At 66.7% G+C, this 15,121-nt stretch carries 14 protein-coding genes; 7 read left to right on the top strand and 7 right to left on the bottom strand.

What is annotated here, in order from left to right:
* Positions 1-13 precede the first annotated feature (13 nt).
* The 4 genes from Harman_RS04475 to Harman_RS04460 are packed head-to-tail and all read right to left on the bottom strand — an operon-like array spanning position 14 to position 4,753.
* A complete protein-coding gene (locus Harman_RS04475; protein WP_137682600.1) occupies positions 14-1,579 on the bottom strand; it encodes a DUF7519 family protein in 1,566 nt (521 codons plus the stop codon).
* Entirely contained in the window at positions 1,576-2,901 is a 1,326-nt protein-coding gene (locus Harman_RS04470; RefSeq protein ID WP_137682599.1) for a DUF58 domain-containing protein, read from the bottom strand. Before Harman_RS04470 ends, Harman_RS04475 begins: the two co-directional genes overlap by 4 nt.
* The gene (locus tag Harman_RS04465; protein ID WP_137682598.1) at positions 2,898-3,644 is read right to left on the bottom strand and encodes a DUF7269 family protein; all 747 of its coding nucleotides are present in this window, start codon (positions 3,642-3,644) and stop codon (positions 2,898-2,900) included. Before Harman_RS04465 ends, Harman_RS04470 begins: the two co-directional genes overlap by 4 nt.
* Positions 3,644-4,753, bottom strand: coding sequence for a DUF4129 domain-containing protein (locus Harman_RS04460; protein WP_137682597.1), 1,110 nt, complete (start codon positions 4,751-4,753; stop codon positions 3,644-3,646). Before Harman_RS04460 ends, Harman_RS04465 begins: the two co-directional genes overlap by 1 nt.
* Before the next feature lie 101 nt (positions 4,754-4,854).
* Between Harman_RS04460 and Harman_RS04455 the strand changes: the two genes are divergently transcribed.
* Positions 4,855-5,910 carry a M48 family metalloprotease gene (locus Harman_RS04455; RefSeq protein WP_137682596.1) on the top strand — a complete coding sequence of 352 codons (1,056 nt, stop codon included), beginning with the start codon at positions 4,855-4,857 and terminating at the stop codon, positions 5,908-5,910.
* Between the two features lie 6 nt (positions 5,911-5,916).
* Here Harman_RS04455 and Harman_RS04450 read toward each other — a convergent pair whose 3' ends face one another.
* Positions 5,917-6,663, bottom strand: coding sequence for an NAD(P)/FAD-dependent oxidoreductase (locus Harman_RS04450; RefSeq protein ID WP_137682595.1), 747 nt, complete (start codon positions 6,661-6,663; stop codon positions 5,917-5,919).
* Positions 6,664-6,818: 155 nt separating this feature from the next.
* Here Harman_RS04450 and pan1 point away from each other — a divergent pair, with 155 nt between their 5' ends.
* The 6 genes from pan1 to Harman_RS04420 all read left to right on the top strand — a co-directional run bounded on the left by pan1 (position 6,819) and on the right by Harman_RS04420 (position 12,122).
* Positions 6,819-8,033, top strand: coding sequence for a proteasome-activating nucleotidase Pan1 (gene pan1, locus Harman_RS04445; protein ID WP_137682594.1), 1,215 nt, complete (start codon positions 6,819-6,821; stop codon positions 8,031-8,033).
* Positions 8,034-8,161: 128 nt separating this feature from the next.
* Positions 8,162-8,743, top strand: coding sequence for a DUF420 domain-containing protein (locus Harman_RS04440; protein WP_137682593.1), 582 nt, complete (start codon positions 8,162-8,164; stop codon positions 8,741-8,743).
* A gap of 64 nt (positions 8,744-8,807) precedes the next feature.
* On the top strand, positions 8,808-10,031 hold the full coding sequence (locus Harman_RS04435; protein WP_137682592.1) for an HD domain-containing protein: 1,224 nt from the start codon (positions 8,808-8,810) through the stop codon (positions 10,029-10,031).
* A 21-nt stretch (positions 10,032-10,052) separates the two neighbouring features.
* Positions 10,053-11,078, top strand: coding sequence for an amidohydrolase family protein (locus Harman_RS04430; protein WP_137682591.1), 1,026 nt, complete (start codon positions 10,053-10,055; stop codon positions 11,076-11,078).
* Positions 11,079-11,111: 33 nt separating this feature from the next.
* Positions 11,112-11,567: an SHOCT domain-containing protein gene (locus Harman_RS04425; RefSeq protein ID WP_137682590.1), complete on the top strand. Its 456-nt coding sequence runs from the start codon at positions 11,112-11,114 to the stop codon at positions 11,565-11,567.
* Between the two features lie 75 nt (positions 11,568-11,642).
* Entirely contained in the window at positions 11,643-12,122 is a 480-nt protein-coding gene (locus Harman_RS04420; protein WP_137682589.1) for a universal stress protein, read from the top strand.
* Positions 12,123-12,145: 23 nt separating this feature from the next.
* On the opposite strand, the gene Harman_RS04415 is transcribed toward Harman_RS04420, so the two are convergent.
* Positions 12,146-13,093 carry a biotin--[acetyl-CoA-carboxylase] ligase gene (locus tag Harman_RS04415; protein ID WP_137682588.1) on the bottom strand — a complete coding sequence of 316 codons (948 nt, stop codon included), beginning with the start codon at positions 13,091-13,093 and terminating at the stop codon, positions 12,146-12,148.
* Positions 13,094-13,156: 63 nt separating this feature from the next.
* A complete protein-coding gene (locus tag Harman_RS04410) occupies positions 13,157-15,001 on the bottom strand; it encodes an acetyl-CoA carboxylase biotin carboxylase subunit (RefSeq protein ID WP_137682587.1) in 1,845 nt (614 codons plus the stop codon).
* Positions 15,002-15,121: the final 120 nt, after the last annotated feature.

Below are 15,121 nucleotides of genomic sequence, written 5' to 3'. Positions count from 1 at the left end.
TCTCCGGCGGGGCTTAGTCGCCATCGTTGGCGGACGGGTCGCCCTGCTGGCCGCCCCTGTCGCTGCTCAGGCGTGGTCCGTCGTCGTGTGCGTTCAACGCCAGGGTGAAGGCCCCTATCGCCAGCAGGACCAGTCCCAGTGCAACCACCGAACTGAACGAGAGCCCGGTCGCCGTGGTCGGAACCGCCATCGGGATGAGCACGTACCTGACGAGCATCACGAGCAGGATTGCGCCGCCGAGGACGGCCGCGGTTCCGGTGACGTGAACGAACTCGCTGTCCGTCGTCTCGGCGTCCCGTCCCAGCTGGTAGCCGATACTGCTGGCGTGGACGCCGCCATCCCAGACCAGCAGCGCCGCCCCACACCCGACGAGCACGAACAGCGGTGCGAGGCCGCGTTCGGCCGCGACCAGCGTCGTGCCAAACAGCAGCGCGCTCCCGGCCGCGAACCCGGTCACCCGTCGTGAGAGGAGATCCGCCCGGGCAATTCCGGTCAGCAGCCTGATGAGGGCCCGGAGTGCGACGACGGAAATGAGGACGCCGAGGAGAAGGACGGTAGCCGAACCGTAGTGGCCGGCATTGCCGAACGTGGGGGCTACGTGTCGCGTCACGCCGGCGGCCGTCAGTACCAGCGCATTCAGTAGCAGTACCGCGGGGACTGCGATACCGCCGGCCTGTCGCGCGAGCGACCGCCCGGGGCTGTCTCCGAGCCACTGCAGCAGCCACTGTCGGAGCTGTTCGGCGACGAGCAGCCCCAGCAACCCCAGACACCCGACCGCGAGCGGGAGATGAAGCGGGCCACTGAGTGCGACCCGAAGCACCGGTCCGAGCACCGGAAGGGTGGCGAGGAAGCGGTCGAACAGCCCCTGGGCTGTCGGGACGAACGCCACGAGCAACTGCAGGCCCACGGCGGCTTTGATCGGGAGGTCGATGTCCCACCAGCTCGTCCCCACCAGGGCCAATCCGTCGAGTGCCCGGTCGGTCGTTGCCGTGGGTGCCGGAATCCATGACTCCAGCACCACAGCGGCTCGGTCCAGCAGTAACAGGGCGAAGAGGAACCCGGCCTGCAGCGTCACGAAGCCAACGAGCGGATGCATCGAGAACCCAGTGATGACGCGGACGAGCACCCACGGCAGCCTGACGGCCGCGGCGACACCGCAGGCGATTGCGACACCGATGCCGACGAGCAACACCACGAAATTCTCTTCGAGCGTCTTTGTGAGTTCGTCCGGTTCGTCAGCCGGCGGCACCAGCCCGCTACTCGCGTCGATGACGACGAGTGTCGCGCCCAGCGAGAACCCGAGAGCCACACTGAGCGACCAGTAGTCGTCAGCCAGCAGCGCGGTCCCACAGATCACGGCCGCGCCGATGACGACGGCGACGCTGCCCCCGGCGATCCGTGTGTGGTCATCGCTCCGGAGCGCCCACGCGCCGGCGGCGATACAGAGCCCGCCGACGAGGCCGGTCAGAACCGGTATCGGGTCACCCACGGCGACGCCGAGGCCGAGGGCGACGAGCACCGAGACCGTTCCGGCCAGCGCCGCGCTGGACGCCGCCGGTCGGCTGTCGAGTTCGGTCATGCCCACCGCTCCGTTGCGCGGATGAGTGCTTTGGCGAGTGGTTCCGCGGGCGTCCAGTCGACGACTCGAACCGTCCCCCGGAGGTCGTCGAGGCGGGCCGTTCGGTCGATTCGCTCGACGGTACAGCCCGGGCTGTCCCCGGTCGTCATGTCCGGGCTGACGACCGTGACTGCGTGCCCGTACGCGGCGAACCGCTTCGCCGCCTCGGCCGCTCGGTCGTCCAGCAGCGGCGTACAGAACACGATCTGGGACTCGCTCGGTATCGAGCGGTCCAGCGTCGCTACCGCGTCGCCACCGTCGGCGATGCCGTACTCGTCTGCCATCTCGGTCGGCGACCGCATCCGGGGGGCGCGGGTGTCCGTGTCGAACAGCCATGGATTGCGGCTCGACGACGAGCCGTCGGTTGATCCGCCGGCAACATCACCCAGGAACCCCTCTAACCGCTGCTCCTGTGCCCGATTGGCCGACGGCTGGAGCGTCTCGCAACTGTCGTAGACGGCGGCCCCCACGCGGTTATCCATGTCAAGCAGCGCCGAGCCGACCTGCTGGGCCGCGTAGGCACAGAACTGGACGGCGGTGGGCGCGTTCGCCTCGCTCGCGACGGCGTGTCGCGAATCGACGAGCGCCACGACAGTGGCCGCTCGCGTCTCCTTGAACTCGACCGTCGCCAGTTCGTTCGTCTTGGCGAGGCGGTTCCAGTCGACCCGGCTCATCGGGTCCGCGGACTGGTGCTCGCGGATAGCGTAGAAGGCGAGCCCGTTCCCGCCGGCGTCGGTCGGCACCCGTCCGGACTGCGCGAGCGTTTTGCCGGAGAGCGAGACGGTGTTCACGTCTGCACTGCACGACACCGTCGTCTCGACGGCCACCTGCTCGGCGAACTCGACGGTTCCGGTCAGATTCCGGCAGACCACCGCCATGTCGGTGAAGGCGTGGTCGCCGCGCCGGGCTTCGACGGTGTAGGTGACCGACTCCGACGCGCCGGCTTCGAGATGGGTGCCAAAGCGCGGGGACCCCTCGACCACTTCCAGCCGCTCCGGAACGCCGTCGAGGACGCGAACGTCGGGCAGGGTCGTCTCCCCGTCGTTCGTGAGCGTCACCGTCACCGTCACTTCTGAGCCGGGGAGCGGGTCGGTCGGCTCGATGTGCCGCTCGACTGTCAGCGTCGGCTCCGGGTCACCGATGGCCGCCTGATAGGCCGCATACACCAGCGCCACCGCCGCGACCATGAAAACCGCTGGGGTCCCGGTGACGATGCCGGCTCCGCCGGCGACCAGCGCGGCCGAGACGCCGACGTTGCGCTGGGTCGTCTCGCGCGTGGTCACGCGCGCTCACCTCGCTGGAGCCGGCGTATCTCGGCTGTCGCGGCCTCGACTTTCCGGTCGAACCCTTCGCCGCTGGCCCAATCCCGAAGCTGCACCTCGATGGGCGGGTCGGGAGCCTCCGGGCCGCCGAGGAAGGCGGCCGCCCGACGGTCCTCGGTCCATGACCCATTGCGGACTGCCCGGGCGGCCTCCTCCGGCGACATGTCCGTCGTCTCGACCAGCACCTGTCGTACGGTCTCACGGAGCCTGTTCCGGACTTCGGACGCGTAGCTCGCTTCGAGTCCGCTGTAGGGGTCGACGCGGCCATCGATTTCCGACAGCAGATCGTCGATTTCGTCGCCGACGAGGTCGTCTGGTTCCGCCTGCGTTGTCTCCGGCTCCAGTAGCTCGTCGAGCAACTCCTCGGGCTCGTCGTCGTCGCCGTCGTGATACGGGTCCCGCGGTTGGCTCCCTTTCACCGGCGGCAGGTTCGAGTCTCGCGTCCGAACGACGGAGTACAGGCCGAAAAGGCCGATGACGGCAGCGCTGATACTTGCGACGACCCGGATGCTCCGGGTCGTCCCGCTGTCGACCTTCGGCAGGACCGAAGGGAAAGTCACGACGAACACCGCGCCGGCAAGCGCGGCGAGGCCCAGCAAGCTGTACTGGACGACCCTGCGTCCCGGTGCCGGGCGTTCGACGCTGACATCGATCGTTTCCCGGGCGGTTTCGCCTTGCCCGTCTTTTGACTCCACGTCGCTCATCAGTCCTCACCGCCCCCGAGGACCTGTCTGAGCGCGTCACGTGCCGATTCGGTTCGTTCCGCGGTGGGCGATTCTCCGCCGTATGTGACCTCCCGAAAGAGGACGGTCAGCCGGCGCACGGGTTCGGCCGGGAGCCCGCTGTCGATGGCCCGGCGGGCGTACTCGCCGGGCGTCGCCGTCTCGGGGTCCGACACGGACACGCGGTCAGCCAGCAGCGCCCAGGCGTCCTGAATCGACAGCGAATCGATATCCGGTCCGTCGTCCGTCTCTGTCGCGGCAGTGGTCGTCGTCCGCTCGGTCGTCGAGTCAGACGAGCCAAACAGCGATGGGCTGTCGAGACCGCTTCGAACCGAGGTGAGGAAGCCGCCGCTCCCGCCGAGGCCGCCGAGTGCCTTGAACGGGGTAACGGAAAGCGACCCAAGGGCACTCGGCAGTCCGGCGACCCCCCGCAGTGACATCGTTCCGACTGACCCAATGCCCGTCGCCAATCCGGTCAGGACGCCGCTGGAGACGGTGCTGACACCCTTTCCGACCCGTGCGAGGGCCGACGACCCCGAGAGCAGGGCGGCGGTCGTCACCTGTGGAATCCGGCCGAAAGTCCGCCCGACCGCGCCGCTCGAAACCGCCCCGGCGACCGTTCCGACCAGTTTGTCGACGACCGGGAGAAGGGTCCCGGCGGCTGTCGAGCCGTCGCGGTCCTCCTTCGATGCCGCCCGAATGACGCCGACAGCGACGAGACCGAACCCGCCGATCAGCGCCAGTCCGAACAGTTTCACCAGCAGCGGAGAACCGCTATCAGCGTCTCCTCCGGGTGTATCAGTTGCCGCCTCCGTTTCCGTCGGCGTTGCTGTCACGGTCGACTCCGCCTCGTCGTTCGTCGCCACCGGGGTCGGTGTCGCCGCCCCGTCGCTTGTCGCTACCGGCGTCGGCTCACCGTCGCTGTCGTCTGGCGCTGTCCCGTCGGGCGTGACCGGCCCGCCTGCCCCGCTGTCGAGTGGCCCATCTGAGCCGAACTCGACGCCGAGCGCGCCGGGAAACAGCGCCGTGCCGAACAGGACCGCAACTGCACAGAGGAGGGCGAGGGCGGCACGTACCAGCTTCGTTGACACTACGAGGGGGTTTCCGGCGGTGGAGTAAATATCTTCCCTCACCACCGACCCGTCGGAGCAGAAAACCTTTCATTCGCTGTGGGTATAGCTGAACCAACCCTATGCGGACACTGACCCGCCGGATGCTGTGGACCCTCCTGCTGCTCCTCGCCATCGACGTTGCGGTGATCGCCACTGCGGCGGTACTCCTGACGCCCTGGCTCGCCCCCGTGCAGGACGCCGTCGCGGCCCGCCTCCCGTTCGGTGGCGCGTCGGCGCGGATCGCCTGGTGGCTGGCGGTCCTCGTCCCGGCGCTCGTGGCGTTCGTCTGGGCACAGCTTCGCTACACGAGCGCCCAGACGATGGCCGAGGTCGACGCCCGCATCGTCGGCCCCGAGGAGTACCCCGACCTCCACGAGCGGGTGCAACGGCTCGCACAACTGGCCGACCTCACACCGCCGCAAGTCGCCGTTGCGGAGGCTGCCGTGCCGAACAGCTTCGCCGTCGGAACCCTCGGCGGGGCGACAGTCGTTGTCAGCGAGGGGCTGCTGTCGACGCTCGACGGCGACGAACTCGATGCGGTGCTGGCCCACGAACTCATGCATATCGCCAACCGCGACGCGACCGTCATGACCCTAGCCAGCTTCCTCCCGTCGCTGACCAACGGCGAGTACGACCCGCTCGATGACCTGTTCCCGGGCGGGAGTCGCTACGTACTGGGGCTGCTGGCGCTCGGTCTCGCGTACGTGTTCAGCGCCCGGGTGCTCGACGCCCCGTTCGGGAGCCTCTCGTTCACGCTGGGGTTCCTGTTTCTGTTCGCGGTGACGGTGTTGTTCGGTGGTGTCGCGCTGGGCGTGTTCACCGCGCCCGTCGTCGTCCTCGGACGCTCGCTCTCTCGCGCTCGGGAGTTCGCCGCCGACCGGAGCGCGGCGCAGTTGACCGGGAACCCTGCCGCGCTCGTCACGGCGTTGGAGACGCTCGACAGCGACGGCGACCGCCCGGGGACCGACAAGCGCACCGCGTCCGCGGGCGTCCGCGGCCTGTGCTTTCTCCCATACGGATTTGATACGGAGGCGTCGACCGACTCCCTGTCCGTCGAAACGCGGTCCCATCCGCCGACGGCCGAGCGGATCGAGCGACTGCAGTCCGTCGCACGCTCGCTCGAAACGGCGTCATAGTCACTATCAGTCTGACAGCTCGTCCTCGTCGACGCTCGGATGCATCGTCGGCTCGCCCGGCATCGGCTCCTCGAAGTACCGCTGCATGACTTCCAGTGACTCCTGTTCACGCTTCTTGCGCTCCGCTTCGTCGATCTCCTCACAGCCCGGCGGAACCGGACGGTCGCGCCCGGTGAAATACCCCTCCGGAGCGGTCCAGTCGTGATAGAAGTCAACGTCGGAGTCCTCCAGCAGTGTGAGTCCGACCTGTGCACCGTGGCCAGCGGCAACGATTGTCTGGTGGTGCTGCTCGGCCAGCCGGCCGGCCGCGTACAGCCCGTCGACCTCTGTTCGGCCCTGGTCGTCGGTCGAGATGAACTGCTTCGACCCGCGGTCGACGAGCGAGATGTCTAGCCCCGCCAGATACGACGGGTCCGACCAGGACGCGGCGATGAGGTACGTCGCGTCGTAGGACTCCCCGTCGGCGCAGGTCACCTCGAAACCGCTGTCGGTTTGTTCGACCTGTTCGGCCTCGCCGTCGATGAACCAGACGCCGGCACGCCGCGCCTGTGCCCGCATGAGTTCGAGCAGGAGCCGCGGGTTGATTCCGGCGGGGAACCCGGGGAAGTTCTCCAGGTGTGCGTTGCGGTTCAGTATCGACTCGCCCGTCGAGATGATTCGGGTCGATAGGTCGGCGCGAGCGGTGAAAATCGCCGCCGAGAGACCGGCGACACCCCCGCCCACGATGATGACTTCCTCGCGTTCGCTTGGCATGGACGGGTGTTCCGAGCGGGGGCCAAGAAACGTGCCGGTTTCGGACCCACAGACGGGAAGCGGCCAGTAGCGGCCCCCACGGCGCTCACGCCGGGCGATACAGTTTCTGGCACTACCCGAAGCCTCATAACGATACACCTACTAAAGGCGTCGTAATGACCGACACCGTCGACGAGGTCGACATGCCGTACGACGATGACGCGTCTCAGCAACAGAAGATCGAGGCGCTGCAGGAGCGGCTGGAGGTGCTCGAATCCCAGAACGAGGAGATGCGCGACAAGCTGCTTGACGCGAACGCTGAGAACAACAAGTACCAGCAGAAGCTCGAACGGCTCACACACGAGAACAAGAAGCTCAAGCAGTCGCCGCTGTTTGTCGCCACCGTCCAGGAGCTGTCCAGTGACGGCGTGATAATCAAACAGCACGGCAACAACCAGGAGGCCCTGACAGAGGTCACCGACGAGATGCGCGAGGACCTCGAACCGGACGACCGCGTCGCCGTCAACAACTCCCTCTCTATCGTCAAACAGCTCGACGACGAGACCGACGTTCGCGCCCGCGTGATGCAGGTCGATCAGTCGCCGGATGTCACCTTCGCCGACATCGGCGGCATCGAAGAGCAGATGGAGGAGGTCCGCGAGACCGTCGAGATGCCGCTGAAGAGCCCCGAGATGTTCGAGGACGTGGGCATCGACCCGCCAAGCGGCGTCCTGCTGCACGGCCCGCCCGGCACAGGGAAGACGATGCTGGCGAAAGCGGTCGCCAACGAGACCGACGCGACGTTCATCAAGATGGCGGGCTCAGAGCTGGTCCACAAGTTCATCGGCGAGGGCGCGAAGCTCGTCCGTGACCTGTTCGAACTGGCCCGTCAGGAAGAGCCCGCCGTCGTCTTCATCGACGAGATAGACGCCATCGCGGCCAAACGCACCGAATCCAAGACCTCCGGCGACGCCGAGGTCCAGCGGACGATGATGCAGCTGCTCTCTGAGATGGACGGCTTCGACGACCGCGGTGACATCCGCATCATCGCGGCGACGAACCGCTTCGACATGCTCGACCGCGCCATCCTCCGCCCCGGTCGCTTCGACCGCCTCATCGAAGTCCCGAACCCCGACAAGGAGGGCCGTGAGCAGATCTTCAAGATCCACACCCGCAGCATGAACGTCGCCGACGACGTGGACTTCGAGGCGCTGGCCGAGGAGATAACGGATGCCTCCGGTGCTGACGTGAAAGCCATCTGTACCGAGGCCGGGATGTTCGCCATCCGCGACGACCGGACCGAGGTCACGATGGCTGACTTCCACAACGCCTGGGAGAAAATCCAGCAGGAGGACACCGACGACGAAGAGGTCTCCCGGACCTTCGCCTGAGTTCGGTACCGCTTCCACGCTGACTTTTTTCTGTTCTCCGAACCGGGAGCCGCTGCTCCGAGTCGCAACACCGCTGTTGTTCTCGCCCGTTTCAGAACACAGTTACCACTCCGGGCCGGAGTCCGAGTATGGCCGTCGCAGACAGACTCCAGTCGCGTGCCCGCGCTCGTCCGCGACTCGTCACCGCCGTCGTCTCGGTCGTTGGCTACGCGCTCGTGTTCGGCGCGTTCGGCGGCGTGTTGCCGCTGCCGGAGTTCTCGCGGGACACCGTCATCCTGCTGGGTGACGCAATCGCCGTCGTCAACAGCATCGCGCTGCTGGCAATCGTCGTCGGCGTCTACTTCATCAAGACCGATCAGGTACAGAAACACCGCACGGCGATGCTGACCGCCTTCGCCCTCATCATGGCCTTTCTGGTCCTGTACATCCTCAAGGTCGGCGGCGGCTTCGAGAAGGAAATCGTCGCCGAAGGGGCCGTCTGGACCGCGTACATCGTGATGCTCGCCGTCCACATCCTGCTGTCTGCGGTGTCCGTCCCCGTCGTCGTCCACGCGGTCGTCCTCGGGCTGACCCACTCCCCGGCCGAACTCAGGGAGACGGTGCACGCCCGCGTGGGTCGCATCGCGGTCTCCGCCTGGGGGCTGAGCCTCTTTCTCGGCCTCGTGACGTACGTCATGCTGAACCACATCTACGGCTGGGTCCCGCGCTAGGGACGGCGATTGTGGCGCGTATGGTGGCGAACGGTTTTGCCGGCCGCTTTCGTAGGCCACGGCAATGACCACGATCAAAGACAGCGTCCACGACCACATCGAGGTCCAGGGGGTCGCCGCAGCGCTGCTCGATACGCCACCGGTCCAGCGGCTCCGACACATCTCACAGCTCGGCACGGTGACGCTCGTCTACCCCTCGGCGAACCACACTCGATTCGAGCACTCGCTGGGGGTCTACCATCTCGCGGACCGGGCGCTGTCCCATCTCGGCATCGAGGGCCAGCAGGCCGAACGGGTCCGTGCCGCGGCGTTGCTCCACGACGTGGGACATTCGCCGTACAGCCACAACGTTGAGGCACTCATCCACCGTCGGACCGGGAAGTACCACGACGACGTGGACGAACTGCTGGGTGAGGGTCCCGTCGCGCGGGTCCTCTCGGAACACGGCCTCAATCCGGACCGCGTGGCCGGACTGGTCGCAGGGGAGGGCGAACTGGGCCAGCTTGTCTCCGGGGAACTGGACGTGGATCGGATGGACTATCTGGTCCGTGACGCCCACCACACGGGCGTTCCCTACGGGACCATCGACCACGAGCGGCTGGTCCGAGAGCTGAGTTTCGTCGACGGCGAACTCGTGCTGGACGAGGGGAACGTCCAGACGGCCGAGTCGCTCCTGCTCGCGCGAGCGCTGATGAATCCGACCGTCTACCAGCACCACGTTGCCCGCATCGCCAAGTCGATGCTCAGGCGAGGGACGGAGAGGCTGCTCGCCGCGACGGACGCAACGGCTGAGACGCTGCGAAGGTGGGACGACAGCGACCTGCTCGTGGCGCTGCGTCAGTGTGAGGCGACGGCGGCGTACGCCCGGCGGCTGAGCCATCGGGACCTGTACAAGCGCGCCGTCTGGGCGGAGCGACAGGCCGTGCCCGACGAGGTGCTGGCGGCTGACCACGAAGCGGTCGGAACGATGGAGGAGACGATTGCCGACGAAGCGAACGTCGACAGCGACGCTGTCATCCTCGATATCCCGCCCGAGCCGTCGATGACCGAGTCGAGCAGCCGCGTCCTCGTCAACGGCGAGGTCCGCCGGCTCGGCGAGCAGTCGACGCTGGTCAACGCTATCCGCGCCGCCCAGCGTGACCAGTGGCGGCTCGGCGTCTACGCCCCGGAAGCCGAGAGCGAGCGGGTCGGCGCGGCGGCGATCCGCGAACTGGGACTCGACCTCGACGGAGCCAGGGTCCGGGACGTGCGGCCGGGTATCCACGCGACCCTCGATGAGTTTAACTGAGAGAACGGGCGAACAGCAAGTATGATTCTCGAAGGGACGATTCTGACGGGGCGGTCGTTCGAGGCTGTCGAGGGCCGCGTCGTCGTCGAGGATGGGGAGATAACCGCGGTCGAGGAGGCCGCAGTCGACAGCGACGACATCGTGGTGCCGTCGTTCGTCAACGCCCACACGCACATCGGCGACTCCATCGCCAAGGAGGCCGGTGAGGGGCTCTCGCTGGAAGAACTGGTCGCGCCACCGGACGGGCTGAAACACCGCCTGCTTCGGGATGCCAGTCAGGACGAACTGGTCGCTGCAATGGCACGGTCGCTATCGTTCATGGAGCAAGCCGGGACCGGCGCGTTCATCGAGTTTCGGGAGGGCGGCGTGGAGGGCGTCCGCGCGATACAGGACGCGCTGGCTGGGTCGGACCTCGAAAGCGTGATTCTCGGACGTGAGACGACAGACGCGATGGAGCTGGCCGACGGGTTCGGCGCGAGCGGGGCCAACGACAGCGAGTTCGGGGCGGAACGGCGCGCTACGCGGGACGCCGGGAAACTGTTCGGCATCCACGCAGGCGAGGTCGACAGTTCCGACATCAACCCCGCGCTCGACCTGGATCCGGATTTCCTCGTCCACATGGTTCACGCTGAGGATCTACACCTCCAGCGGGTCGCGGACAGCGAACTCCCGGTCGTCGTCTGTCCCCGGTCGAACATCGTCACGGACGTGGGCCGCCCGCCGGTCGAGGAACTGGCCGAGCGGACGACGGTCGCGCTCGGGACGGACAACGTCATGCTCAACAGCCCGTCGATGTTCCGCGAGATGGAGTTCACCGCGAAGCTGTACGACCTCTCGGCCCGCGAGGTGTTGCGGATGGCGACCGTCAACGGGGCCGAAATCGCAGGGCTTGGCGGCGGCCTCATCAAGACCGGACAGCCAGCACGCCTGCAAGTCCTCGACGGGGACTCGGACAATCTCTCCGGTGCGCGAAACCCGGTTCGGGCCGTCGTGCGCCGAGCGGGGGCGGCCGACGTTCGCCGGGTCCTCTATCCAGCGGCAGACTAATTCTTATCACTTTGGGAACAGTAATTCTGGGTGATGCCCTCCACCACTGACCGCGCCCTGAGTACGCCGCTGAAAGTGCTGCTGTACGGCCTATTAGGGGTCGTCTCGTTGATCGTCGTCCTCACTGTCGTGAGTTTCGTGTTCGAACTGGTGTGGGGCTTGATCGGCCTCCTGTTCGGGATCGTCTCCCTGGCCGCCACAATCGGAGTCCTGGCGGCTCTCGGCTACGCTGTGTACTGGCTCGCGTCGACCGTCATCGGTGGAGACGATGAGACGGCGTCGGCCACCGACGTATCACAGGCGCGGGGAACCGATGCGGCGGGGACGACCGGAGCCGACGGACCAGACCCCGTCGAACGGCTCTCCGAGCGCTACGCCAACGGGGAGATAGCCGAGGCCGAACTGGAACGCCGACTCGAACGGGTCCTTGACGACCCGTCGGCCGACGACGCCACCGCCGAGTTCGAACGGGAGCGAGAGCTGAACTGAGCTGACTGTCCGACATTTCTGGTATGTGCTATCAGTTACCAAACTACTATGCGCTCGGCCGGTCAACATGACAGTATGTACGACCGGATACTGGTACCGACTGATGGGTCTGCGGGCACACGAGACGTACTCGAACACGCTGAAACGCTCGCGACGGCCCACGACAGCGAGATTCACGCGCTGTACGTCGTCGACACCGGTCGGTTCTCGACGCTCCCGCATGAACCGACGTGGGAGAGTGTTACCCAATCACTCCACCGCGAGGGCGAGCAGGCACTGGACATGGTGAGGCGACTCGTTGCCGACGATGTCCCCCTCACCCGGGCCACGTCTGAGGGGAGTCCGAGCCGGGAAATCGTCGATTACGCGGGCCAGCACGACTGTGATCTCATCGTCATGGGGACCCACGGCCGCGGTGGCATCGACCGCCTGCTGCTGGGGAGCGTGGCCGAGCGGGTCGTCCGGTCGGCCCACGTCCCGGTCGTCACCGTGCCGGTAGAGACAACTTCGGAGGACGTGCCGGAAGGCGAACAGCCCGCGGGCGTTCCCCAGTGAGCCCGCTCGCTGCGTCGGCGTTCTCACTCCGCGAGCGGCCGGAGATGCTCGCAGTCGCCCGCTGAAACGATCTCGGTACCGGATTCTGTTTCGATGACGAGCGCACCCGGGAACTGGATGTCGACCGCTTCGCCCTCGACAGTCCTTGACGGCGTCTCGACACGGACCTGTTTTCCCAGTGTCGTTGCGTACTCACGCCAGGCGTCGAGCACGCTCTCGGGATCCTGTCGTAGCGCGTGGAACTCCTCTAGCAGTCGCTGCGTGAACAGTCGTCGGTCGACCGGCTCGCCGCGTTCGGCCGAGAGACTCGTCGGGTTCGCTTCGTCGGGGAGGTCCGCGGGGTCGACGTTCGCGTTGACGCCGATACCGACGACGACCCACGAGACGCGGTCGGCCTCGCCCTCCATCTCGGTGAGGATGCCGACCAGTTTCCGCTCCGTGTCGCCGTGGCGGACGAGCACGTCGTTGGGCCACTTGATACCGGCCTCGACGCCGGCTTCGCGGGCCGCCCGCGTCACTGCGACGGCCGCCGCGAGCGTAAACACCGGCGCGTGGGCCATCGGCACGTCGGGCCGGAACAGCACTGAGAGCCAGACCCCGCCGCTGGGCGAGTGCCAGTCGCGGTCGAGCCGGCCCCGGCCCCCTGTCTGTTCGTCGGCCAACACCACGACATTCGACGTGCCCTCCCCCGCCAGGTCCCGAGCGCGTGCGTTCGTGCTCGGAATGCTGTCGTGGTACTCGACGGAAAACGGTGCGTCGAGGCCATACTCGACCGCGCTCGCCCCGAACTCCGGCACTGAGTCGAGGACGTAGCCCGCGTCGTCGCTGCGGATCTCGAATCCCTCGTCACGGAGCGCTTCCACGTGTTTCCAGACCGCAGAGCGGGAGATGTCCAGCTCATCGGCGAGGGCCGGCCCCGACACGGGACCGTCCGCCAGCGCGTCGAGCACCCAGTGGCGTGTTTCGTTCATGTGCGGGGCTTCGACCGGCCGGAATAAAAGGCGTCTGCAGACGGCGAGACAGCGCTCGCTAGCTCACCCAATCACAAAGAGCAAGTCGCCCATGTCGACGGATTCGCCCTCGCTGACGGCCACGTCGTTGATGGTGCCGCCGCGCTCGGCGACGATGTCGTTTTCCATCTTCATCGCTTCCAGCACGCAGAGGACATCGCCGGCTTCTACCTCGTCGCCTTCCTCGACGTTGACCTCCAGAATCGTGCCCTGCATCTCCGCGGCGACTTCCTGGCCCTCGGCGGCGCTCGCACTGCCGCCCCCGCTGTCGGAGCTACCGCCGCCCTGTGGTCGCTGTGGCTGGTTCCCGCCGTCGGCGTCCACGTCGCCGACGTTAATGGGCGGTGCGCCGCGCTCCTCGAGGTCGACCTGGAAGCGCTTGCCGTTGACCTCGACGGTGAACTCCCGCTCGACGACTTCCTCGTCCTCACCCTCGTCGGATTCGGTGACGGTGCCCCACTTCTCCTGGGCTTCCTCGACGCGGGTGCGGTCGAGTTGCTCGTCGAGGTACTTCGTGGTGTGCGTGCCGCCCACGAACTTCTCGTCGGTGAGCATCAGGCGGTGGAACGGGATGACGGTCGGGATGCCCTCGATGTCGAAGTCTTTGAGCGCCCGTTTCCCGCGCTCGATGCACTCATCGCGGTCCCCGCCGTAGGTGATGAGCTTCGCAATCATCGAGTCGTAGTCGGTGACAAGATCATCGCCCTGCCTGAGTGCATCGTCGAGGCGGACGCCGATGCCGCCCGGCGGGTCGTAGGTGTCGAGGCTGCCGCCGGTCGCGGGGGCGAAGTCGTCGGCGGCGTTCTCGGCGTTGATGCGGAACTCCATCGCGTGGCCCTCGATCTTCACGTCGTCCTGTGCGAAGGTGATCTCCTCGTCCATCGCCACCCGCAGTTGCCACTTCACGATGTCGATGTCTGTGATCTCCTCGGTGACGCAGTGCTCGACCTGAATGCGGGTGTTCACTTCGAGGAAGTAGAAGTTCGCGTCCTCGCCGAGCAGTTCGCCGGGTTCGCGGTCGGTGTCCTCCTCGACGAGGAACTCGACGGTCCCGGCGTTGTAGTAGTCGGACTCGCGGACGCCGCGACGGGCGGCGTTCCCGATCTGCTCGCGGAGATTGTCGTTCAGCGCGGGTGATGGTCCTTCCTCGATGACCTTCTGGTGGCGGCGCTGGAGCGAGCAGTCGCGCTCGCCCAGGTGGCGGACGTTGCCGTGGTGGTCGGCGATGATCTGGACCTCGATGTGGCGGGGGTTCTCCAGGTAGCGTTCGAGATAGACGGAGTCGTTCGAGAAGTACGCCTCGCCCTCCCGTTTCGCGCTTTCGAGTTGCTCCTCGGCCTCCTCGGGGTCGTGGACGATCTTCATCCCGCGGCCGCCACCGCCCCCTTCAGCCTTAATGGCCACCGGGAAACCGTTCTCCTCGCCGAACTCGACGACCTCCTCGGGGTCCTCGACCGGGTCGGTCGTTCCCGGGACGATGGGCACGTCGGCCGACTGCATGATCTTGCGGGCTTTCGTCTTCTCGCCCAGCGCTTCCATCGACTCGCTTTCGGGCCCGACCCAGGTGACACCTGCCGTCTCCTGAACGCGCTCGGCGAAGTCGGCGTTCTCCGCGAGGAAGCCGTACCCCGGGTGGATGGCGTCGGCGTCGGCCTGCTTGGCCGCGTCGATAATCGCTTCCTGGTCGAGATAGGAGTCGGCGGCACGGGCCGGGCCGACGTTGTACGCCTCGTCCGCATACCGGACGTGCCCGGAGTGCTTGTCGGCGTCAGAGTAGACGGCTACCGTGCCGATGCCTAACTCCTCGCACGCGCGCATGACGCGCACCGCTATCTCCCCACGATTAGCGACGAGCACCTTATCGAACATACGCCCTCATACTGAGAGTCGGCCCATAAAACTATGCGCAGAAAGGGGCGAATCTTTCATATAAAATTGTGTTAGTATGGTGCACACACGCAGATCTAGTCAGCGCACGGCCAGCGGACT

This window comes from Haloarcula mannanilytica (assembly GCF_005406125.1).
In the GTDB taxonomy this organism is placed as follows: domain Archaea; phylum Halobacteriota; class Halobacteria; order Halobacteriales; family Haloarculaceae; genus Haloarcula; species Haloarcula mannanilytica.
Note: the sequence above shows the minus strand (reverse complement) of the source record. Positions and strands in the feature narration are given on the sequence as shown.

Excerpts from the sequence above, each read along its gene's own strand:
- Harman_RS04475 (WP_137682600.1), bottom strand. The coding sequence starts at position 1,579 with ATGACCGAACTCGACAGCCGACCGGCGGCGTCCAGCGCGGCGCTGGCC.
- Harman_RS04465 (WP_137682598.1), bottom strand. The coding sequence starts at position 3,644 with ATGAGCGACGTGGAGTCAAAAGACGGGCAAGGCGAAACCGCCCGGGAA.
- Harman_RS04455 (WP_137682596.1), top strand. The coding sequence starts at position 4,855 with ATGCGGACACTGACCCGCCGGATGCTGTGGACCCTCCTGCTGCTCCTC.
- Harman_RS04450 (WP_137682595.1), bottom strand. The coding sequence starts at position 6,663 with ATGCCAAGCGAACGCGAGGAAGTCATCATCGTGGGCGGGGGTGTCGCC.
- pan1 (WP_137682594.1), top strand. The coding sequence starts at position 6,819 with ATGACCGACACCGTCGACGAGGTCGACATGCCGTACGACGATGACGCG.
- Harman_RS04440 (WP_137682593.1), top strand. The coding sequence starts at position 8,162 with ATGGCCGTCGCAGACAGACTCCAGTCGCGTGCCCGCGCTCGTCCGCGA.
- Harman_RS04435 (WP_137682592.1), top strand. The coding sequence starts at position 8,808 with ATGACCACGATCAAAGACAGCGTCCACGACCACATCGAGGTCCAGGGG.
- Harman_RS04430 (WP_137682591.1), top strand. The coding sequence starts at position 10,053 with ATGATTCTCGAAGGGACGATTCTGACGGGGCGGTCGTTCGAGGCTGTC.
- Harman_RS04425 (WP_137682590.1), top strand. The coding sequence starts at position 11,112 with ATGCCCTCCACCACTGACCGCGCCCTGAGTACGCCGCTGAAAGTGCTG.
- Harman_RS04420 (WP_137682589.1), top strand. The coding sequence starts at position 11,643 with ATGTACGACCGGATACTGGTACCGACTGATGGGTCTGCGGGCACACGA.
- Harman_RS04415 (WP_137682588.1), bottom strand. The coding sequence starts at position 13,093 with ATGAACGAAACACGCCACTGGGTGCTCGACGCGCTGGCGGACGGTCCC.
- Harman_RS04410 (WP_137682587.1), bottom strand. The coding sequence starts at position 15,001 with ATGTTCGATAAGGTGCTCGTCGCTAATCGTGGGGAGATAGCGGTGCGC.